The organism is Xylella taiwanensis (assembly GCF_013177435.1).
GTDB classification, from domain to species: domain Bacteria; phylum Pseudomonadota; class Gammaproteobacteria; order Xanthomonadales; family Xanthomonadaceae; genus Xylella; species Xylella taiwanensis.
Genome location: NZ_CP053627.1, coordinates 1,936,939 through 1,957,844, shown reverse-complemented (window position 1 = coordinate 1,957,844; position 20,906 = coordinate 1,936,939). Strand labels below are relative to the sequence as shown.

Below are 20,906 nucleotides of genomic sequence, written 5' to 3'. Positions count from 1 at the left end.
CTCCGAGTGAGCTGGGTGATGAAGCTCGTTAGGTCATGAGTGTGTCTTCCAGTGTGTGTGGCGAGTGCATATTATTGATGTTGCACTATTAGACGATGCGGTAGAACAATATCGTGTAGGAGTGGATGTGGTCATGCATGCGAACGGTGCCTTGCGGATACAGAGATGAATCTAGAAGGCTCTTGATGCCTGGAAAGCATCTCTTTGCATCTTTACTCGTCTTTAAAGATGCGTTTCGTGTGGGAGAATTTAAGGTTACTCCAGCTCGCGGTGAAAAATGGTTACTTCGGGCCACCCCTTTTCGCGTGCGTGTCTGGCCATTTGCTCGGCCAGGTATACCGAACGGTGTTTGCCACCGGTGCAGCCGAACGCTACGGTGACGTAGCTTCGCGTGTTGTTATGCAGTCGGGGCAGCCAAGTGTCAAGAAATTCAGTGACCTGTGTCAGGTAGAGGGTCACTTCTTGTTGTTGTTCCATGTAGTCGCGTACGCTGCTATCACGCCCGGTGAGCGGGCGTAGATTTGGTTCCCAATGTGGATTCGGTAGTATGCGTGCGTCGAATACGAAGTCTGCTTCTGCTGGCACCCCGCGTTTGTATGCGAATGATTCGAATAACAGCGACAGTTTGTCGCTGTGTGCTAGTGCGAATTCAGTGACTAAGTGCCGGCGTAATTGGTGCACGTTGAGTGTGCTGGTGTCGATGACTGCGTCGGCAGCCTCGCGCAGTGGTGCGGTCAACTTGCGTTCCAGCGCAATTGCTTCTGGTAGCGATAGACCTAAATGGCTGAGCGGATGGCGGCGGCGAGTATCGGCGTATCGTTTGAGCAAAGCTTCGTCGCTGGCGTCGAAGAACAGCAGGTGTGCTTTGATGCTGTGCTGCCTGGTTGTGTGGCGCCATTGGTCTAGTTCGGAGAGATTACTGCCGCTGCGTATGTCAATGCCTATCGCGATGCGTTGATCGCTCAGTTCGGCAACGCGAAGGCGACAGCGCAAGAAGTGTGGTATCAGTTCTACCGGTAGATTGTCCGAGCAGTAGTAATCAAGATCCTCAAAGGTTTTTAGAGCGACGGATTTACCAGAGCCAGATAGGCCGCTGATGATAATCAGGCTGTGTCCTGGTGGTTTCATGGGGGACGCCGTTCTAGCAAGTTGCTGTGGCGGGCGATAAACATTGCTGCTGGGTCGATGCCCTTGGTACGTAGAATGTGCAGGCGCGTGGCTGCTTCCGTCAACACTGCGAGATTGCGACCAGGCATCACTGGCAAAGTAATTAATGGGACATCTAAATCTAGTACGTGGCGTGTGCCGGAATCCCCAGTCAGGCGTTCGTACCCGGAAGGTGTGTGTTCGGTCATTGGCTTGGTTAAGTGCACGATCAGGCGTAGATATTTGTTCTTCTTTATCGCGGTATCGCCGAACATGTGGCGTATGTTCAATACGCCCAGGCCGCGCACCTCCAGTAAGTCTTGCAGCACTTCAGGGCAGGTACCGTCGAGCACGTCCGGAGCGATTTGGGTGAATTCTGGAGCATCGTCAGCAACGAGACGATGACCACGACTGAGGAGCTCCAGCGCCAGCTCGCTCTTGCCTGAGCCGGCTTCTCCAGTGATGAGCACACCAATTGAGTAGATCTCCATGAACACCCCGTGTAGCGTGGCGCGTGGCGCTAGTGTGCGTGCGAGGTGGTAGGAAAGGTGGTTGAGAAGTTCGTGGCCCCGCTTGGGAGAGGCCCATAAGGGGATCTGGCTGCTGTCTGCGGTGGTGCGCATGTCTTCCGGACAGGATTGGTTTTTGCTGATCACCAGCGCCAGCGGTTGGAATTGGATGATCTTTTCAATGGTTTCTTTACGTTGGCTTGCTTCCAGAGAGTCCAACCAAGTCAGTTCTTCGGTACCGAGGATCTGCACTTTGTTAGGGTAGATCGTATTAAGGTAACCGGCTAGAGAGGGACGTCGTGCGCGGGTATCGCCGGCATCAATCTGGCGGTGCTCACCCTGTTGTCCCGCAATCCAGCGTAGGGAAAGGCGGTCGCGTTGCAGGTCGAATAGCTCGCGGGCGGTGATGCTGGTATTCATTCAGCTTTTGTTTTTACAGGATCGGTATAGCGCAGCAGGGGCGTAGCATTTCAGCCGCTGCGTTGGATAGTAAAGTCTACTATTGATGGGGCCAACGCAGCAGCGCTATTACCTGCTTGTTTGACGGTCTTATGGCAACTTGCGCATGGCGCGATGCATGTGCGGCTGTGATGTTGCGTTGCTGAATCATTTGAGCTCGTGCAGGCTACGGTCAGTACGCTTTCACGGTCAGCCATGCGGATACCTTGGGGAGCGCTGTTACCGTCAGATCGATCAGGAGCATGGAAAAATGCAGGCGACAATCATTCTGGATGATCGCGTACCTCCCTTGCATGGTGGTCGCATTTTTTTTCCTTGTGTTTGAGTATCAATCGATCGAGTTTGTCGGCGACCAGATCGATGGCTGCGTACATGGTTGATGCGCTGGCGTTGGCATTCAGAGTACGGCCTGGGATATTGATTGTAGCGATAACATGATGGTCGAGTTTGCGCATGCCCAGTTGGGCGCGGACTTCGCAGTGGTGGTTGAAGTGGCGTTGGAGGCGCTTTAGCTTAGTTTCCAGATACCCCTGCAGCGCAGGAGTGACTTCGATCTGCTGCCCATAAGTTTCGATGTGCATCGGATACCTCCCTTGGTTCTTGGGTCAATCAATCATTCCGCTCCTAAGGAAGCGCCCGCTTGCTTGATCCACCTGTCTGGCGTTGCGACGCCGATGATAGACGGATCAGAGGACCCGGACGCGTTCGTGAGATGCGGAGATGTTCATGGCATCACGATACTTCGCTATGGTGCGCCGCGCCACTGAAATACCAGAGGTCTTCAGCAGTTCAGCCAGCTTGGCGTCAGACAGCGGTTTACGGGGGTTTTCAGTTTCAATCAGACGTCTGATCATTGCTTGAATGGCACAGTTGGAGGTCTCTTCACCGCTGTGGGTCCCGATTCCCGAAGCGAAGAACGCGCGTAGTGGTAAGGTACCGCGTGGGGTGCGTACATATTTGCCGGCAATCGCACGGGATACCGTGGACTCGTGCAGGCCAAGTTCGATGGCTAATTCGCGGATAGTCAGTGGACGTAACGCTTGTTCACCGAATTCCAAAAACCCTGTTTGGTGACGTAGCAAGCTGTTGACCACTTTTAACAAGGTTGCACCTCGTGCCTCTAGACTCTTGAGCAGCCAACGGGCTTGTTGCAGTTGGCTGCGCAGGTAGCCAGCATTGGCGCCATCACAGCGGTTGATGAGCTGCTCGTAGCCGTGGTGGATGACCACTTGTGGTAGTGCACGTTCTGACAGAGCGGCGTGCCAGAGTCCACGTTGGCGCCAGATCACGCAGTCCGGAATAATGTAGGTGCCGACTTCCAAGTCACCAATTTTCTTGCCTGGGCGGGGGTCCAATCTACGGATCAATTGCACTGCTTGTTCGACTTCTTGTGAAGGCAGTTTTAACTCGCGTGCCAGCCCGGCTACACCGCTGCGCGGCAATTGTTGTAGCAGTGGGCTCTCGACAATTTGAAGTGCAAGTGTGTGTCCGGGTACCTCCTTTTTCAATGATTTTAGCTGCAGCGCCAAACACTCGCCCAGGGAGCGTGCAGCCACGCCCGTCGGGTCGAAGGATTGAATATATCGTAATACTGGTAGCAGTTCGGTTTCATCCACAGATAACGGGGCTAGGGTCGAAGCGACCGTGGAAAGAGGTTCACGCAGGTAACCGTCTTCTTCCAACGCATCAATCAAGGTGGTACCTATTTGATAATCACGTGCCGATAGTGGGGATAGGTGCAGTTGCCACATCAGGTGATCAGTCAGACTATTCCCGGCGGCTAGACGCTCAATAGGGTTGTCGTCGTCATTCCCGTTGTCTTTGCTGCCGTTGATATTCCAGGTTGATTCCTTGGCATGCCAGTCTTCAGTTTCAGTTTCAGCGTCTGGCTTGGTCTCCGGTGATTGGTTCTCGGCCCAGTCCAGCAGTGGATTGCTCTCTATCGCAGCCGTAATTTCCAGTTCCAATTCGGTGCTTGACATTTGCAACAGGCGTATGGCTTGGTGTAGCTGGGGTGTCATGACCAGCTGTTGTCCCATGGATGTTCGCAGCGTTGCTTTCAATGTCATATCGTTAGTAATACTAACTATAATCAGCGTTGCATGCCGATCAGAGGTGAAAAGTCTCTCCAAGGTACACGCGGCGTACATCCGGATTAGTCAACAGTGCGTCTGGCGTTCCCTGCGCGAGCACGCCACCCTCGGCGAGAATGTAGGCGCGGTTGCAGATCCCCAAGGTTTCACGGACATTATGGTCGGTAATCAGCACGCCAATACCGCGTTCCTTAAGATGGGTAATGATGCGTTGGATCTCACCGACTGAGATCGGATCCACACCTGCGAACGGTTCGTCCAGCAGCATCATGCGCGGTTGTGCGGCGAGGGCACGAGCGATCTCACAGCGGCGTCGCTCCCCGCCGGACAGGCTGGCACCGAGCTGGTTGGCCACATGGGAGATCTGGAGTTCGTTGAGTAGTGAGTCTAATTCCTGCTGACGCGCTTGGTTGGTTTTCAAGTCCTGACGTAATTCCAGCACGAGGCGGATGTTGTCGGTGACGGTCAATTTACGAAACACGGATGGTTCTTGCGGGAGGTAGCCGACGCCCAGCCGTGCACGCGCGTGCATCGGCTCAGCAGTGATGTCGCGTCCGTCCAATTCGATGCGGCCGGCATCGGCGTTCACCAGGCCGACGATCATGTAGAAGCAGGTCGTTTTACCAGCGCCATTGGGACCGAGCAGACCTACGACTTCACCAGCTTGGAGCGTTAGTCCGAACTCACGCACGACCTCACGGTGCTTATAGCGCTTACGCAGGCCGCTGGCGACAAGCATTATATTTTCTCCTGCTTGGCGGCAGGCAGGGTGCCTTGTGTGACGTTCTTCGGTTGGATCGTGGTGCGCACGCGGGTACCGTCGTTACCACTTCGCATGTCACCTGTTTGGGTGTTGTAGATCATGCGCTGGCCAGTGTTATTGCCCTTAGGCGACTCGACTTTATAGTTGCCGGTGAGGATGACAATGCCCTCTTTGATCTTGTAATCGATATTGTCGGCTTGGCCATGTACTGTCGAGCCGTCATCCATCTCTTGCTTGAGGCTGGCTTGTTTGCCGATGAGTAGGATACGGTCCATGTCCCCGTTTTTGAGAAATATATCAGCGGTGTCGGCATGGGCCTCAAGGGTGCCTTGTTGGATCACGACGTTCCCTGAGTAGTGCGCCTTACCATTAGCACCGAGCATGCTGCCTTCTTGTGCAGCAGAGTCGATTGTCATCGGTTGGTTGCGGTCGCTGGTTTTAGTTGCTACGGAGAACGGTGCAAACAGCAGTGGGAACAGGAACAAGTTAACGAGCGGCGCTCGGTTCATAACGGGTGTTGACCTTAGAAAGGAGCTTGTACTGCTGGGTCTGTGTATTTACTTCGAACCCAACGCCGGTCTGAATGATACCCTGATGGGTGATCGTTACTGTATCGGCCGTCTTTGCCAAGCGATGGTTTGGGTAGACGTCCAGGCTTTGGGTACGGAACGTGGTTGGAACCTGTCCTGGGTCAGTTGGGCTGTCGCCTTTGACGTCCTCGCGAAGCCGTAGCAGTGTTCCATCTTTGTTGAGCCAGCCTGTTTGTGCATGCAACGTCCAGTGTTGCCCGGACTTGTCGGGGATCATGAAGAGCGGGGTGGTCACCTCGGCAGTACTGTCGGTGTGATTGTGTTGCATTTGCGGCGCGTGCAGGGTTAGCGATTCTTTGCCAGTCTGTTTATCCAGAGCGACCATTTTAAAATCGTGGAGTGTGTAGTCAGTTGTGATGTCCTGTGGTGGCGTGGCTTGCATGTGTTTGCGTTGATGCCAAGCTGACCAGCCGCTGACAATCGCAGCGATCAATAGCATGATGTTGAGAATGCTGCGCCAACTCATCGCACGAATTTTCGCAGTAGGGCGTCGACTTTGTCTTGTGCTGCCAGGAGTACATCGCAGACTTCCCGTGCGGCTCCCTCGCCACCCCGGGCGCATGTGTGCCAAGTGACCCGCTCTGTGATCCACGGGTGGGCGTTAGCCGGGGCCACCGGCAGACCGACGGCGAGTAGGGCCGGTAAATCGGCCAGATCATCGCCCATAAATAACACAGCATCCATGCCGATCCCTGATTCCATCGCTAGCGTCTGCACCGCTAAACGTTTGTCTTGCACGCCGATCTGGATGTGGAGTCCCAGATCTGCGGCACGCTTTTTAGCGGCCAAGCTATTCAGTGCGGTGATCAGAGCGACGCGGATGCCACATTGTTCCAATTGCTTTAAACCCTGGCCGTCGAGCACATGGAACGCCTTACTTTCATGCCCGGCTTGGTCGTAGTACAGACGCCCATCAGTGAGTGTGCCGTCCACGTCGAAGCAGGCTAAACGGATGCGTTTTGCACGCTCAATCAGAGCGATGGGTAGGGTATGCAGCGGAGAATAGGGCATCGGTACTTTTTCTAGAGCATTAAACGATTTTGGCGTGCAGTAGGTCGTGAATGTTCAGCGCGCCGACCGCACGCTGTTGCGCATCGACCACAATCAAACCGTTGATCTTATTGGCTTCCATCAATCGTGCAGCTTCAGCAGCGAGCTGGTCGGCGTGGATCGTTTTAGGATGGCGGGTCATGACGGTGTTGATGCGTGCGTTTCTCACGTCGATGTCGCTGTCCAGTGCACGGCGCAAGTCGCCATCAGTGAACACTCCCTGGAGTCGGCCCTCGTTGTCAATGATCGCAGTCATGCCCAGGCGCTTGCGACTCATCTCGAGTAATGCCTCGCTTAGTGTGGCCTCCTCATGCACTGCTGGCAGGTCATCGCCGCTATGCATCACGTCGGTAATGTGCAGTAGCAAGCGTCGGCCCAGGTGACCAGCCGGGTGCGAGCGGGCGAAATCTTCAGCAGTAAAGCCGCGTGCATCCAGGAGTGCGACTGCGAGTGCGTCGCCGATCACTAGCGAAGTGGTCGTGCTGGAGGTGGGTGCCAGATCGAGTGGGCAGGCTTCGGTGGTCACGCTGACATCCAGATGCACATCGGCAACCTGAGCCAGTGTCGATTGCACGCGGCCGGTCATCGCGATGATTGGATTGCCCTGGCGTTTGAGTACTGGAAGCAGCATCCGTACTTCGTCTGATTCGCCTGAGTAGGACAACACCAGTATCACGTCGTTGTGAGTGATCATGCCAAGGTCACCATGCCCAGCCTCACCGGGATGCACGAAGAATGCGGGTGTACCCGTTGAGGCTAAGGTAGCGGCGATCTTGCGCGCAATGTGTCCGGATTTGCCCATGCCAGTGCTGATCACACGGCCGTGCGAACCCAAAATCAGCCGGCATGCGGCTACAAAGGGTGCGCCGATCCGTTCGTTGAGTAACGTCAGCGCATCACGCTCAATCTCGATCACGCGCCGGGCGCTGGTGATCAGCGCTGTGTCGCTGAGGTGATCGCGCTGGAGGGAGGAGACGTCCATACATGTGTTCAGTGCAGGAGTAAAATGAACCTCCATTTTATTAGATTTAGAGACGTGTCTCTTGGACGCTGAAACTATTCGTAAACTGATTGAGTCTGGTTTGCCGCAGGCCCGTGCTGATGTGCATGGTGAGGATGGCGTTCACTTCGAGGCTACGGTGATTTGCGAGGCTTTTCGTGGTAAAGGAGCGTTGGCCCGTCACCGTATGGTGTATGCGTCTATCGGTCATTTGATGGGAGGAGCGATCCACGCGCTGCAGCTCAAGACGTTGACTCCTGATGAGGAGTGAGAGCATCCGTGACTGGTGTGCTTCCTTCACCTATCCACTTATGGTTCTGATGAATTCATGTCAAAAATTGTTGTGACCGGTGGTACCCCGCTCTGCGGTGATGTTCGGATTTCCGGGGCCAAGAACGCGGTGCTCCCTATCCTGTGTGCCACGCTACTTGCTGATGCATCGGTGGAGATCCACAACGTGCCCTATCTACATGATGTGCTCACCATGATTAATTTGCTTGGTGAACTGGGTGCGGGTGTCACCATGAATGAAGAAATCGCGGTGCAAGGGCGTTCGATCACAGTCGATCCGCGCAGGGTGCACCAGCACATGGTGCCGTATGACTTGGTGAAGACCATGCGTGCTTCTGTATTGGTGCTGGGTCCATTACTGGCGTGCTACGGCGCCGCTGAAGTTGCGCTTCCTGGGGGGTGTGCGATTGGTTCACGCCCAGTCGATCAGCATATCAGGGGATTGCAATCACTCGGTGCGGAGATCACGGTTGAGAACGGCTACATCAAGGCTTCTGTCAGTCAGGGGCGGCTAAAGGGCGGTCGTTTCGTGTTCGATGTGGTAAGTGTCACCGGTACTGAGAATCTGCTGATGGCTGCAACAGTGGCGAAGGGGACAAGCGTGATTGAGAACGCTGCGATGGAGCCGGAGGTTGTCGATTTGGCCGAATGTCTGATCGCCCTTGGTGCTCATGTGGAAGGTGCTGGTACTCCACGTATCGTGGTCGAAGGGGTGGAAAGGTTAAAAGGCGGGCACTATACCGTGTTACCGGACCGCATCGAGACAGGTACTTTTTTGGTGGCCACAGCGATGACGGGTGGTCGGATCAGCATGCAGCAGGTGCGCCCGCAGACTTTGGATGCGGTGCTGGGCAAGCTGACTGAGGCTGGAGCGTGCATCGAGACAGGCACAGACAGTATCCATTTGGATATGCAAGGCCGGCGTCCGTGTTCTGTCAACCTGACAACCGCGCCTTACCCTGGGTTTCCGACTGACATGCAGGCCCAGTTTATGGCGCTTAATTGTGTCGCAGAGGGTGTGGGTGTGATCAAAGAAACGATCTTTGAGAACCGTTTCATGCACGTCGATGAGCTGTTGCGGCTCGGTGCCAAAATTCAGATCGAGGGCCATACCGCGATCGTGCAGGGTGTCGAGCGATTGAGCGGTGCACCGGTGATGGCGACCGACCTGCGCGCGTCGGCCTCATTGATTCTGGCTGGTTTGGTCGCAGAGGGAGACACGACCATCGATCGTATTTACCACCTGGACCGTGGTTACGAAAACATCGAGGGGAAACTTGGAGCGCTGGGTGCCTCGATCCGGCGTATCGCATGATCTTGCAAAGTCGCTTCAGCCGTCGGCGGAAGATCCTGTGGGCTGTCATGTTGGTGTTTCTATGCTGGTTGGGGTACAGCCGATACGTTGGTTTGGCTATCGCTGCGGGTGTGCAGCTCCAGGATATGGATTGGAATGGTGATGGAACGGTCTCACGCCAGGAGATTATGCAGGCGTTCTACGCGGTGGCGGTCACACGCAGTCAAGATAACCAACGTCAGTGCGTGACCTATTACTGGCGCCGCAGTGGGGAACAAATCCGCGTCGATTGCCGTACGGTGTTTAAAACAGACTCCAGCCATTGAGTGCTGTGTCTGATCGTGCTGGTTGGTGGGGTGTATATGCTGCGGATGTGGTTGTCTTTTGATGTCTGGAATGCGTCTGGGAGAGCAGTCTTGGTGTGCAAAAGCGTTGTATGACGTCCTGAGACTCGTTGCATCTTGGCCAGCGTCAATATGAGGAGGCATGCCACGTTTGAATTCCAGCAATACTCCCGGATGATCCACCATCGCAGCCTTCGTGTCGGGATGCACTGCAATCTAATCGCTTGATGCCGTAGATACTTTCTTGCGCGCTTCATTGTCTTTTAGGGCTGCTGTGTCTGTGTTCCTTCATGCTTTATGGGCTCACGATCAATAACCCACTGCACACGATCAATGTTCCGTGTGCAGCGTACTGAGTGCGTCAATCTGGTTTAGATATTTATTTCAGCAGGTTCATGGCTGCTGCTTGCGGTGTGATGCTTTTTGTAAAGGGGCAATACACCGCGCGTTATTTGAGTAAGTCACTGGTGGCCTGTGCATAGCAGTGGCAGTACTGCGTGCACAATTCATCATCCGTGGTTTGGTGTGTTTGGTGCTTGCTTCAAGAGTGGGCGCATCTGTTTGAATTGTTTGTGCTGGATGTCGGCGAGATATGTTTTGCGCGATATGTCGCCCGTGCTCGAATGTTGAGATCTCGTTGCCTGAGTGTGCTGGCACATATGACGTTTGACGTTTCTGAGTGCGTGTCCAAGCACTGCATTGCGAAAATGACTGCTGCACAGGTGGTGAGCATCTGCGAGTGCGGCCCCAGGAAGAAGCGGTCGCATTGCTGTAGGCAAGTGGATTGTTCTTTTAGTTTCCCCCCTTTATTCAGCACGTGCAGCTTGCAAAACGGGTGTCTTTGTCATCACCTTGGTGCTGGTGCGATACCTTCGCTTCTGAACTCAGCCCACCCAGACCCGTGCATTGCGAAATAGGCGTAGCCAAGGTGCTTCTTCTCCCCAGTCAACCGGTGACCAGCTTAGGTTGATGTTGCGTGGAGTGCGTTCCGGGTGCGGCATTAAGATGGTGATGCGTCCGTCGTTGGTCGTCAGTCCGGTGATGCCGTTCGGAGAGCCGTTTGGGTTGAGCGGATATTGCTTGGCTGCTTGCCCATGTCCGTCGATATAGCGCAGCACCACGTGTGCAGCGGCTTGATCCACGGTGTTGTCGAACATGGCATAGCCCTCCCCGTGTGCCACCGCTACGGGGAGCCGTGAGCCGGCCATGCCACTCAAAAAAATCGAGGGAGACTCGATCACTTCCAGCAGTGCAGTACGCGCTTCGAATTGTTCGCTGCGATTGCGTACGAAACGCGGCCAGTGCTCGGCACCAGGAATCATTGATTTGAGCTGGCTCAGCATCTGGCAGCCGTTGCATACACCAAGCGCGAAACGATCAGAGCGGGTGAAGAATGCGGCGAACTGGTCCCGTAACACGGCACGTTCCAGAATCGAGGTGGCCCAGCCGCGCCCGGCACCAAGCACGTCGCCATAGCTGAAGCCACCACAGGCGGCCAAACCGACGAACTCACTCAGCTGTACACGGCCGGTGATCAAGTCGCTCATATGGATGTCGACACTTTGAAAACCGGCGCGCTCGAAGCTGAACGCCATCTCGATGTGACCATTGATGCCTTGTTCGCGAAGAATGGCCACTTTGGGCCGGATGCCGGTCGCGATAAACGGCATAGCGACGTCTTCCGCTGGATCGAAGCTCAGCTTCGGTTTCAGACCGGGTGCGGTGAACGTTCGCGCCACGTCGCGCTCCTCATCAGCGCACTCTGGGTTATCGCGTAGCCGTTGTATGGCATGAGTCACTGACCACCAAGCTTCGAACAGTGTCTCCCAAGGCCATTGGGCGAGGCATTGACCGCTGTGCACAACACGGATATACGGTGTCGTCGTGGGGTGTGCGATGCGCTGCGTGCAGGCCGTCAACCCATGTTGTTCAACCAGATCGGCGAAGGCAGCGTGGTCATCGTTGGCGACTTGCACAATGGCGCCCAGTTCTTCGTTGAAAAGGCTACGGAAGACATCGCTGTTGTGGGTGTCGCACGTGATGTCCAAGCCCACATGTGAAACGAATGCCATCTCGCACAATGCGGCGAAGGCGCCGCCATCGCTGCGGTCGTGATAGGCCAGCAGCAGGTTTGCGTGACGCGCATCTCTGATCAATGCGAAGAACGCGCGCAGGGATTCTGGTGTGTCCAGATCTGGAGGCTCGCCACCGAAAGCGGGGAGTCCTTCCATACCAGCATGGACCTGTGCCAGCACCGCGCCGCCGAGGCGTTGCTTGCCGCTATCCAGACCAATCAACCAGAGTTCGCTATTGGTTTCATTACGTAGCAGGGGAGTTAATTGCAGGCGTACGTCAGCCACGGGCGCAAACGCGGAGATCACCAGTGAGACGGGCGAGACCGCGGTGTGTGTGGTGCCATCGGCTTGCCATTGGGTCTGCATCGATAGCGAGTCCTTGCCCACTGGAATGCTGATGTCCAGTGCTGGGCAAAGTGCTATCCCTACTGCTTTGACGGCGTCATATAGCAGCGCGTCTTCGCCGGGATGCTCAGCGGCCGCCATCCAGTTTGCTGAGAGCTTCACCATGTCTAGCGACTGCACTGGAGCGGCGCATAGGTTAGTGATGGCCTCGCCGACAGCCATACGTGCGGCGGCGGCTGAATCCAGCAGTGCCAGTGGAGTCCGTTCGCCAATCGCGAGCGCCTCGCCGGCATCGGTGTCGAAGCCGGCAAGGGTCATAGCGCAGTCAGCCAGTGGCAATTGCCATGGGCCGATCATTTGCTCGCGTGCGGTGAGGCCACCAATGCTGCGGTCACCGATGGTAACCAGGAAGTTCTTAGCGGCTACGGTGGGGTGTGCGAGCACGCGTAACCCTGCTTGGTGCAGGTTCAGTCGCGTGGTGTCTAGTACTGGCCACTGCGGCGGCGGTGGGTGCGCCGTGTTGCGGTGCATCTTCGGTGGCTTGCCGAACAGCACATCCATGGGTAAATCGATTGCAAACGCTTCTTGTCCGATGTGCCTCGGGGCGTGGGATGCAGGGACGCTTGTTGCCGTCTCAGTGCTATCTGTTTTTTGGATATCTTTTCTTGCCGCGTGGGGAAGGGAGGCGGTTGTTGCCCCATATCCCACAATCAGCTGTTGTTCTGCAGTGGCCACGCCAACCGCGGCGAACGGGCAGCGCTCGCGCGTACAGATCGCTGCGAATACTTCCAGATGTGCCGCCGATATGCCGAGGACGTAGCGTTCTTGCGATTCGTTGCACCACAGTTCCAGTGGGGAGAGTGATGGGTCGTCACTCGGTATTTTGGCGAGGTCGATGACGCCGCCCACCCCCGAGTCGTGCAGCAGCTCGGGGATTGCGTTGGATAAACCACCGGCACCCACGTCGTGGAACCACCGGATCGGATTGTTTGTACCTAGTGCCGTGCAGTGGTCGATGACTTCTTGGCAGCGCCTCTGCATCTCTGGGTTATCACGTTGTACGCTCGCGAAATCCAGCGCCTCTGTGCTTGTTCCAGCAGCGACTGAGCTTGCCGCGCCGCCGCCCAGCCCGATGAGCATCGCCGGGCCGCCCAGCACGATGACCACATCGCCAGGCTGGAGCCGGAGTTTCTCGATGTGTATGCGGTCGATCATGCCCAGGCCGCCGGCCAGCATGATTGGCTTGTCATAGGCTCGGGTGAGTGTCTTGTGTGTGGAAAGCTCAAAGCTGCGGAAGTAGCCAAGTAGATTCGGTCGCCCAAATTCGTTGTTGAACGCGGCACTGCCGAGTGGGCCGTCGAGCATGATGTCCAGTGCTGAGGCCATGCGTGGGTTCATGGCACGTGGCGTTTCCCATGGCTGGGGCAGCCTTGGAATGCGTAGGTGCGAGACCGAGAAACCGCTCAACCCGGCTTTAGGTTTGCCGCCGCGACCAGTAGCACCTTCATCGCGGATCTCGCCTCCTGCGCCTGTGGATGCACCAGGGAATGGTGCAATCGCGGTCGGGTGGTTGTGAGTTTCGACCTTGATTTGGAACGCGCTAGGGACTACCGCTTCACGGCGATATTCTCCGGTGATTGGGTCTGGGCGGTAACGTGCTGTCGTGTGACCTTGGATGACGGCGGCGTTGTCGGAGTATGCGCTGAGCGTGTACTGCGGGGCTTGCTGGTGAGTGTGTTTGATCATCTCAAACAAGGAGCGCTGTTGCTCTGCGTCGTCGATGGTCCAAGTGGCGTTGAATATTTTGTGTCGGCAGTGCTCGGAGTTAGCCTGCGCGAACATCATCAATTCGACGTCGGATGGGATACGGTTCAGCTCGGTATAACGTGCGCGCAGGTAGTCGATTTCGTCGGCAGTCAATGCCAGTCCCAGGCGTGTATTGGCGTGTTCTAAGTCGATTAACGGAATGCGTTCCAGTGACCGTGGTGTGGGCACGTTAAACAGCGTCTTGATCTCGGCCTCTGACGCCAGCAGCGACTGGGTCATTGGATCGTAGAGGTGTTTGGCAATGGCGGCACATGTAGCGGCCTCGGTTGACCAGCCTAATAGGTCGATACGGGTGCCGCGTTCTATCCGTGCGATGGGTTGGCCGGCGCCATGCAGCAGTTCAGTGGCTTTGCTTGACCATGGGGACCGGGTTCCGAGACGCGGCATCACGTAGCGTGACACCACGTTTTCGGCGTGTGGTTCGGGTACTGTTTCGGCTTGCAGGATCCGGTGCAGGGTCGGCATATCGGGTGTATGACCGGACTTCATCTGAATGACGTAGAGATGCCATGTGCCGGCAATGTGCAGCGCAGGCACGGCGGTTTGCAGGCGGGATTCAAGTCGAGTAAGGCGAAACGGTGACAGGGCGGAGGCACCCTTGAGGACGATCATGTCCGAGGAACCGTATTGAAGAAGCGAGCCAAGCATTGTACCCGCACGCATTCGTGGCGTCGGCGTTGGGAACGGCAATCAGGAGATTGATCTAGGGAAGTGCTTTGGCTCACGCGAGGTCCCAGCGACACGTGAGCGTCAGGTATGGATAGTGTGGAAGAGGGGGCGGGGAGGCGTGTGCTTTTGGCTGAACGTGTCAGCCTCCTTTGGCTGTTGCAGTGGCGAGTTTGTCCAATAGTGCACGTAGTTTTTCCGGCGGTAGATAGCCGCCAAGCTGGGTGCCGTCCGGGGCGAAGATGGCCGGGGTACCGTTGACGCCCATACGCTGACCCAGGGTGTATTCCAAGGCGACAGGGTTATTGCAATTTTTATTCGGGATCGGTTTGCCGGCCTTGGCTTCGGTGAGTGCTTGCTTACGCTCGGCGGCGCACCAGACTGAGACCATGTCCTTGTAATCTTGGCTCCCTAAACCCATACGTGGGAAGGCGAGGTATTCAACGGCGATGCCTCGCTTGTTCAGTTCGGCGATTTCGCTGTGCAGTTTGCGGCAATAGCCGCATTCAATGTCGGTGAACACGCTGATGGTGTACTGCGGGTTCCGCGGTGCGAACACGATGCGCTGCGATTGGGGCACCGTGGCCAATTGTGCACGGCGGTATGCAAGCAACCCTTCGCTGACAGCGAATTTCTTGTTGCGGATGTCGTAGGGTTGCGCTTGCATCAGGTAGTGGCCGTCGTCGCTGACGTACAGAATTTGGCCGCCAACCACAACCTCACGGAAACCAAGGAAGGGTGCAGCACCGATGTAGTCCGGCTTGAAATCTGGCTCTAGAGTGTTTAACGCAGTCGTCACACGTTGCTGTACATCGGCCGGTGTGGCGTTGGACTGCAGTGTGCTCGTTTTGTTGGGGGCGGGTTGAGAGGGCTGGGCGCAGGCAGACAGGTTAACCACACCCAGCAACAAGGCAGCGATAAGACGGCGCATTCAAACATCCAAATGGAACATTAAAAGAAATTGTCTCACAAGCTGGATGCTGCATCATGATCCCCACGGTGCGGTGAGATAGGTGTGTATTCATTGTCTTCAGACTTGTTCTTATTGCCGCACCCCCTTTATCAACCACGTGGGTGGTGTTGGGCGTGCAACTGCTGTAGGTGTTGACGTGCGACGAGGGTGTAGATCTGCGTCGTTGCAATGGAGCTGTGGCCTAGCAGCAGCTGCAATGCACGTAGGTCTGCGCCGTGGTTCAGTAAGTGCGTTGCGAAGCTGTGACGCAGCACATGTGGGCTGACTTTGCTTGCGTCTATGCCGGCCAAGGTGGCATACCCTTTGACCCGTGTCCAAAATTGCTGGCGGCTGAGACGTTTCAGGTTCGTGTTGATGAACAATGGAACCTCTCCGTCCGAGTCGGCTGGGATGGGTTTGCCAGCCGCCAACTGTGGCCGTGCTTGCTCCAAATAGCGTTGCAGCCAGTGTTGAGATTCCTCGCCCAGTGGTACGAGCCGCTCCTTGCCACCTTTGCCGGTGATGCGCAGCACGCCTTGACGCAGGTTCACCATCGCTACGGGCAACTTGACCAATTCGCTAACACGCAGACCGGCTGCATACATCAATTCCAGCATCGCACGGTTGCGTAGCCCTTCTGGTGTTTCTATGGCCGGTGCTGCTAAGAGTGCTGTTATCTGACTTTCAGTCAGTGCCTTCGGCAATGGATGTGGTAAGAGCGGACGGGCCAGCAGTGTGCTTGGGTTGTCGTTGCGCCAACCGCATGCCACCGCATGACAGAAGAAGGTGCGCAGCACCGACAGTAAGCGTGCATTGCTGAGTGGTGAATAGTGTTGCTGGGCGCGCCATGTGAGGTAATCGAATAGTACGGGTTCTGCTAACGTGACCAAACGCCCGGCGCGGCCATCGTTCCAGCGGGCCAGGCCTTCCAGGTCGCGTCGGTAACTGTTCAGGGTCTGCGGTGATAGCCCATGTTTGATCCAGAGCGCGTCGAGGCATTGCGTGATAGCTGTTGCATCTTCGGTTGACAGTGGTGGTTGGTGCCTGGCCAATTGGCGGCGTTGGTTGGTGGTGCGGAGGGTCATCCGTCAAGCTTAGGGTGTGTCGTGTATTTTTCGTAGTCTATTGATCTGAATTGATTTTGCACATCGGTCGTGCTGTTTGCAGCATCCATCAATCATTGCTTCGAATGGAATGATTGCAAGTGCATCGTGCACGTGTGCTTTTGGATTTGGTTTGCGGTTTTCCTGGTCACGGATGACCAAAAGTGAGATGGGGGATGACTGGGTGGATGTCGCGGAGCACGGTGTCATTGTGCTGTGTGCTGTATCTGACGCCATGCTGATCATGACCGCTGTGGATGGTCATCACGTTCACGCATCGTTTTCAGCAGCGTGCCGCCGCAGTTGCGACAATAGTGTGCGTCGCGATTGTGTCCTTCCAGCCCACAATGAGGGCAGGTGCGCGTGTCGTGGCGGTGTTCTTCTTCGGTGCGGAGTAGACCTTGCGTCAATTCGGCGGTGTAGATGCCGGTCGGGACGGCGATGATGCTATATCCAATCAGGATGAGCGCAGAGGTTACAAAACGGCCCAGTGTGCTATGCGGTGCAATGTCACCGAATCCGACGGTGGTCATTGTCACCACGGCCCAGTACATCCCGGTGGGAATACTTGTGAAGCCGTTCTGTGGACCTTCGATCACATACATCGCGGCACCGGCAATCATAGCGATGGTCAGCACTGTGCAGATGAACACCATGACTTTGCGCCGGCTGCGCCAAAGCGCTTGCAGCAGCTCTCCGCTTTCTTCGACATAGCGGGTCATTTTAAGGATACGGAACAGGCGCAGCAGGCGTAGCACACGCACGACCAGTAGGCTCTGTGTGCCGGGCATGAAGAACGATAGGTAGGTGGGCAGGATCGATAGCAGATCGATGATTCCCCAGATACTCAGTGCGTAACGTAACGGTTGCCGCACCACCATCAGGCGGATCAGATAATCGGCGGTGAACACGATGGTAAAGAGCCATTCCAGCCCGTACAGCCAATACGTCCAGTGTGCTTGCAGTACTAACACGCTGTCGAGCATGACCACTAGTACGCTGCCCAGGATCGCTAACATCAGTAGCAGATCGAAGTTCCGCGACGGACGGGTGTCGTGACGATAGATGATATCGAAGCAGTTGCGACGCCAACCGCTGTCGGTGGCTGGAGTCATGTGTGAATCGAAAAGTGGGGACATGTGGGCATTGTGTCTTAATGGTCCAAATACACGAGAATGTAATGTTCACATCATCGATAAGACGTCAATGAACGCTGTGTCCGAGTCTCTGTTATCTCTGTCTCACTATTACCTGCCGGTATATCGCCCACGTCAAATGGTGTTGGCTCGTGGCCGCGGTAGCCGTGTATGGGATGAGCAGGGACGTGATTATGTTGATCTAGCTGCGGGAATTGCTGTGTGCGGTTTGGGCCATTGTGATCCAGATCTGGTCGCCGCACTGGTTGAGCAGGCTGGCAGGCTGTGGCATACCAGCAATGTGTTTTATAGCGAACCGTCGCTGCGCTTGGCGCAGGAATTGGTGGATGCTTCACGGTTCGCCGAGCGGGTGTTTCTTTGCAATTCCGGCACTGAAGCGAATGAAGCCGCCATCAAGCTGGTACGCAAGTGGGCTGCCGCTCAGGGGCGCTTACCGGAGCAGCGTACTATCGTGAGTTTCCGTGGCAGTTTCCACGGGCGTACCCTGGGTGCAGTCACCGCGACGGCGCAGCCTCAATACCAGGAAGGTTACGAACCGTTGCCCGGAGGGTTTCGCTATGTCGATTTCAATAATGTCGAGGTGTTGGAAGCGGCCATGATCGGTGGTGATGTCGCTGCGGTGATGTTAGAGCCGATTCAAGGGGAAGGTGGGGTCATGCCGGTGGTGCCAGGTTATTTGGCACAGGTACGTGCGTTATGTGATCGCTACGGAGCACTGTTGGTTTTGGATGAGATTCAGTGCGGTATGGGGCGTACTGGAACGTTGTTCGCATATTGGCAGGAAGATGTGGTGCCGGACATCGTGACGTTGGCCAAGGCGCTTGGGGGCGGTTTTCCAATCGGTGCCATGTTGGCTGGTCCCAAGGTGGCCGAGGTGATGCAATTCGGTGCGCATGGGACAACCTTTGGAGGGAATCCTCTGGCTGCTGCTGTGGCACGAGTCGCGTTGCGTAAGTTGGCTTCGACGGAGATTGCGGCCAATGTGCAGCGCCAATCGGCAGCGCTGCGCGCTGGGTTGCAACAGATCAGCGAGGCGTTCGGTGGGGTGTTTACGCAGGTGCGCGGTTGCGGTCTGATGCTTGGTGCGGTGTTAACACCGATGCATGCAGGACAGGCCGGTGCGATTCTCGAGGTGGCAAGTGAGCACGGTCTGTTGATGTTACAGGCTGGCCCTGATGTGCTGCGTTTTGTGCCGGCGCTGAATGTGAGCGACGCGGAGCTTGCTGATGGTTTGGTCCGTTTGCGTGCGGCTCTGGCTGACTACTTGTCACGTTCCCGTAGCTGATACCAATCATGTGTAAGGGAGGTTTGGTCACTGTGGTTGCAGCGGCTGATGATGTGTTTATCGTGGTTTATGTGCTGCAGCTGGGAGCGTTTTGCGGTGAGATGATTGCCGATAGCGCCTGGTGGCGTGCGTGGATGCAACGCTGAATCGGTTATGTGTACAAAAAGAATAAGGGGCAAGCGGCAGACTTTACCTAAACATTTCAGGAAGTCTGCATGTTGTGTAGAACGCATCCGAAAATGGTTCGGCTGTGATTGATTGAGAAGGGGCATCTGGTCATGCAGATATCACGTGGATTGGAAATAATGCCGGTAGATGATGGTACGAAGGGAAAGATGGCAGAGTGCATTGGAGGCCCGTACTACGTAGGAGGGCTGTCATGTTGCGCTCGCGTGGGTCAGCAAAGTGGCATGGAATGTGGGGGAGCGTCTTTACGTGCCTCAATAGGCGTATTCAGTGAAGATACGATTGATGTCGCCATTCCAGGTGTCGTAATACAGTTGCAGCTTGTGTTGTGCTGGTGTCTGACCACTGTGAGCGATCTCATCAAGCACATTGAGGAAAACGGTTTCGTCCTGACCATCGGTGTTGTGCTGTGCGCGGCGACGTAAGCCAGCGCGTGAGATCTCCAGCACCTGCAGCGCTAGTGTACGCACGGTGCGGCGGCGGAATGGCAGTGCCAGGGCATGTTGGGGCGCGCCGTCGCGCAGGGTGTGGCGTTCTGCAACGCTCAAGTCTTTAATCAGGTCCCACGCTGCATCGAGTGCTGTGTCGTCGTACAGTAGGCCGACCCAGAAGGCGGGCAGCGCGCACAGCATTGTCAGAGGGCCTGCATCGGCACCACGCATCTCCAGGTACTTCTTCAGGCGCACTTCCGGGAATGCGGTTGTCATGTGATCGGACCAATCCCGTAGGGTCGGTAAGGTGCCAGGAAGCGCTGGTAGGCGTCCTTGCAGAAAGTCGCGGAAGCTCTGCCCGCTCGCGTCGTGGTAGATGCCAGCGCGGTAAGAGAAGTACATCGGGACGTCAAGTAAGTAGTCCACGTAGCGTTCGTAGCCAAAGCCGTCCTCAAACACGAAGTCAAGCATGCCGGTGCGATCAGCATCGGTGTCGGTCCACACGTGCGAGCGGTAGCTCAAGTAACCGTTGGGCCTGCCTTCGGTGAAGGGTGAATTTGCGAACAGTGCAGTGGCGATTGGTTGCAGTGCCAGCGAAACGCGAAACTTTTTCACCATATCCGCTTCGCTGGCGTAGTCGAGGTTGACTTGTACGGTGCAAGTGCGGGTCATCATGTCTAAGCCGAGTTGGCCAACTTTAGGCATATAGGCGCGCATGATTGCGTAGCGGCCTTTCGGCATCCACGGCATCTCGGCACGTGTCCATTTGGGTTGGAAACCCATGCCTAGGAATCCGAGCCGCAGCGTGTTGGCGACTTGGCTCACTTCGCGCAGGTGTGTGTCAGTCTCGACGTAGGTTTGATGGATGTTTTCTAATGGCGCACCGGCCAGTTCGAGCTGGCCGGCAGGTTCGAGAGTGATAGAGGTATTGTCGCGTAATAGGGCGATGGTGTGGCCACGTTCTTGTACTGGTTTCCAGTCAAAGCGAGTCATGCCGGTCAACAATGCCTCAATACCGCGTTCACCATCGAATGTTGGCGGATGTAGATCGTCGAAACTGAAACCGAACTTTTCGTGTTCGGTGCCAATGCGCCACTGGACGGCCGGTTTTTCGCCGGATGCGAGTACCTCGACTAGCTGCGCGCGTTGGGTGATTGGGGTCTCGGCAATGTGACTCGGGCTCGACAAGGGTGGGACTCGCAGGAAATATAGGACGGAGCGATGCGAGGACGGTTTCCTAGGCACCGCAGGGCGGCACTATAACCGCAGTGCGCCTCTGGAATGATTGATACCGATGATCTTTGAGTTTTCTAAAGGTATGAGTAAATTGCTTAAGGATC

General features: G+C 55.9%; 19 protein-coding genes. 5 read left to right on the top strand and 14 right to left on the bottom strand.

Annotated elements, in window-relative coordinates; translation table 11 throughout:
- Positions 1–255: 255 nt before the first annotated feature.
- The 9 genes from rapZ to PLS229_RS08375 form a co-directional block, all read right to left on the bottom strand.
- Positions 256–1,128: an RNase adapter RapZ gene (rapZ, locus tag PLS229_RS08415; RefSeq protein ID WP_038271462.1), complete on the bottom strand. Its 873-nt coding sequence runs from the start codon at positions 1,126–1,128 to the stop codon at positions 256–258.
- Positions 1,125–2,075 (bottom strand): HPr(Ser) kinase/phosphatase, encoded by a 951-nt coding sequence (gene hprK, locus PLS229_RS08410; RefSeq protein ID WP_114867170.1) that lies wholly within the window; start codon positions 2,073–2,075, stop codon positions 1,125–1,127. The genes rapZ and hprK overlap by 4 nt, the downstream gene beginning before the upstream one ends.
- A gap of 302 nt (positions 2,076–2,377) precedes the next feature.
- On the bottom strand, positions 2,378–2,695 hold the full coding sequence (gene hpf, locus PLS229_RS08405) for a ribosome hibernation-promoting factor, HPF/YfiA family (protein ID WP_038271460.1): 318 nt from the start codon (positions 2,693–2,695) through the stop codon (positions 2,378–2,380).
- 105 nt (positions 2,696–2,800) lie between these two features.
- A complete protein-coding gene (locus PLS229_RS08400; RefSeq protein ID WP_038271528.1) occupies positions 2,801–4,177 on the bottom strand; it encodes an RNA polymerase factor sigma-54 in 1,377 nt (458 codons plus the stop codon).
- A 46-nt stretch (positions 4,178–4,223) separates the two neighbouring features.
- Complete coding sequence (gene lptB, locus PLS229_RS08395; protein WP_038271459.1) at positions 4,224–4,946, bottom strand: LPS export ABC transporter ATP-binding protein; 723 nt, start codon at positions 4,944–4,946, stop codon at positions 4,224–4,226.
- Positions 4,946–5,479, bottom strand: coding sequence for a lipopolysaccharide transport periplasmic protein LptA (lptA, locus tag PLS229_RS08390; RefSeq protein ID WP_038271458.1), 534 nt, complete (start codon positions 5,477–5,479; stop codon positions 4,946–4,948). The genes lptB and lptA overlap by 1 nt, the downstream gene beginning before the upstream one ends.
- Entirely contained in the window at positions 5,457–6,026 is a 570-nt protein-coding gene (lptC, locus tag PLS229_RS08385) for an LPS export ABC transporter periplasmic protein LptC (RefSeq protein WP_114867169.1), read from the bottom strand. Before lptC ends, lptA begins: the two co-directional genes overlap by 23 nt.
- The gene (locus PLS229_RS08380) at positions 6,023–6,571 is read right to left on the bottom strand and encodes a KdsC family phosphatase (protein ID WP_038272254.1); all 549 of its coding nucleotides are present in this window, start codon (positions 6,569–6,571) and stop codon (positions 6,023–6,025) included. The genes lptC and PLS229_RS08380 overlap by 4 nt, the downstream gene beginning before the upstream one ends.
- A gap of 19 nt (positions 6,572–6,590) precedes the next feature.
- The gene (locus PLS229_RS08375) at positions 6,591–7,592 is read right to left on the bottom strand and encodes a KpsF/GutQ family sugar-phosphate isomerase (RefSeq protein WP_038272251.1); all 1,002 of its coding nucleotides are present in this window, start codon (positions 7,590–7,592) and stop codon (positions 6,591–6,593) included.
- A gap of 61 nt (positions 7,593–7,653) precedes the next feature.
- Here PLS229_RS08375 and PLS229_RS08370 point away from each other — a divergent pair, with 61 nt between their 5' ends.
- From PLS229_RS08370 to PLS229_RS08360, 3 genes are read left to right on the top strand one after another with little or no spacing between them, the layout of a single operon-like run.
- Entirely contained in the window at positions 7,654–7,881 is a 228-nt protein-coding gene (locus PLS229_RS08370; RefSeq protein ID WP_038272249.1) for a BolA family protein, read from the top strand.
- A 57-nt stretch (positions 7,882–7,938) separates the two neighbouring features.
- Positions 7,939–9,216 (top strand): UDP-N-acetylglucosamine 1-carboxyvinyltransferase, encoded by a 1,278-nt coding sequence (gene murA / locus PLS229_RS08365; protein ID WP_038272246.1) that lies wholly within the window; start codon positions 7,939–7,941, stop codon positions 9,214–9,216.
- On the top strand, positions 9,213–9,521 hold the full coding sequence (locus PLS229_RS08360; RefSeq protein ID WP_038272244.1) for a hypothetical protein: 309 nt from the start codon (positions 9,213–9,215) through the stop codon (positions 9,519–9,521). Before murA ends, PLS229_RS08360 begins: the two co-directional genes overlap by 4 nt.
- A 902-nt stretch (positions 9,522–10,423) precedes the next feature.
- Here the strand turns inward: PLS229_RS08360 and purL are convergent.
- From purL to PLS229_RS08340, 4 genes are all read right to left on the bottom strand, one after another.
- A complete protein-coding gene (gene purL / locus PLS229_RS08355) occupies positions 10,424–14,398 on the bottom strand; it encodes a phosphoribosylformylglycinamidine synthase (RefSeq protein WP_038272267.1) in 3,975 nt (1,324 codons plus the stop codon).
- A 196-nt stretch (positions 14,399–14,594) separates the two neighbouring features.
- On the bottom strand, positions 14,595–15,383 hold the full coding sequence (locus tag PLS229_RS08350) for a DsbC family protein (protein ID WP_038272243.1): 789 nt from the start codon (positions 15,381–15,383) through the stop codon (positions 14,595–14,597).
- 131 nt (positions 15,384–15,514) lie between these two features.
- Entirely contained in the window at positions 15,515–16,489 is a 975-nt protein-coding gene (gene xerD, locus PLS229_RS08345) for a site-specific tyrosine recombinase XerD (RefSeq protein WP_038272241.1), read from the bottom strand.
- Positions 16,490–16,749: 260 nt separating this feature from the next.
- Entirely contained in the window at positions 16,750–17,646 is an 897-nt protein-coding gene (locus PLS229_RS08340; RefSeq protein ID WP_038272238.1) for an ion transporter, read from the bottom strand.
- 67 nt (positions 17,647–17,713) lie between these two features.
- On the opposite strand from PLS229_RS08340, the gene PLS229_RS08335 reads away from it, so the two are divergent.
- Both PLS229_RS08335 and PLS229_RS08330 read left to right on the top strand, forming a co-directional pair.
- Positions 17,714–18,949 carry an acetylornithine transaminase gene (locus PLS229_RS08335; protein WP_038272236.1) on the top strand — a complete coding sequence of 412 codons (1,236 nt, stop codon included), beginning with the start codon at positions 17,714–17,716 and terminating at the stop codon, positions 18,947–18,949.
- Positions 18,950–18,957: 8 nt separating this feature from the next.
- A complete protein-coding gene (locus tag PLS229_RS08330) occupies positions 18,958–19,095 on the top strand; it encodes a hypothetical protein (protein WP_160165211.1) in 138 nt (45 codons plus the stop codon).
- Between the two features lie 294 nt (positions 19,096–19,389).
- Here PLS229_RS08330 and PLS229_RS08325 read toward each other — a convergent pair whose 3' ends face one another.
- Positions 19,390–20,754, bottom strand: a complete 1,365-nt coding sequence (locus PLS229_RS08325; RefSeq protein WP_038272234.1) for a glutamate--cysteine ligase — start codon at positions 20,752–20,754, stop codon at positions 19,390–19,392.
- Positions 20,755–20,906: the final 152 nt, after the last annotated feature.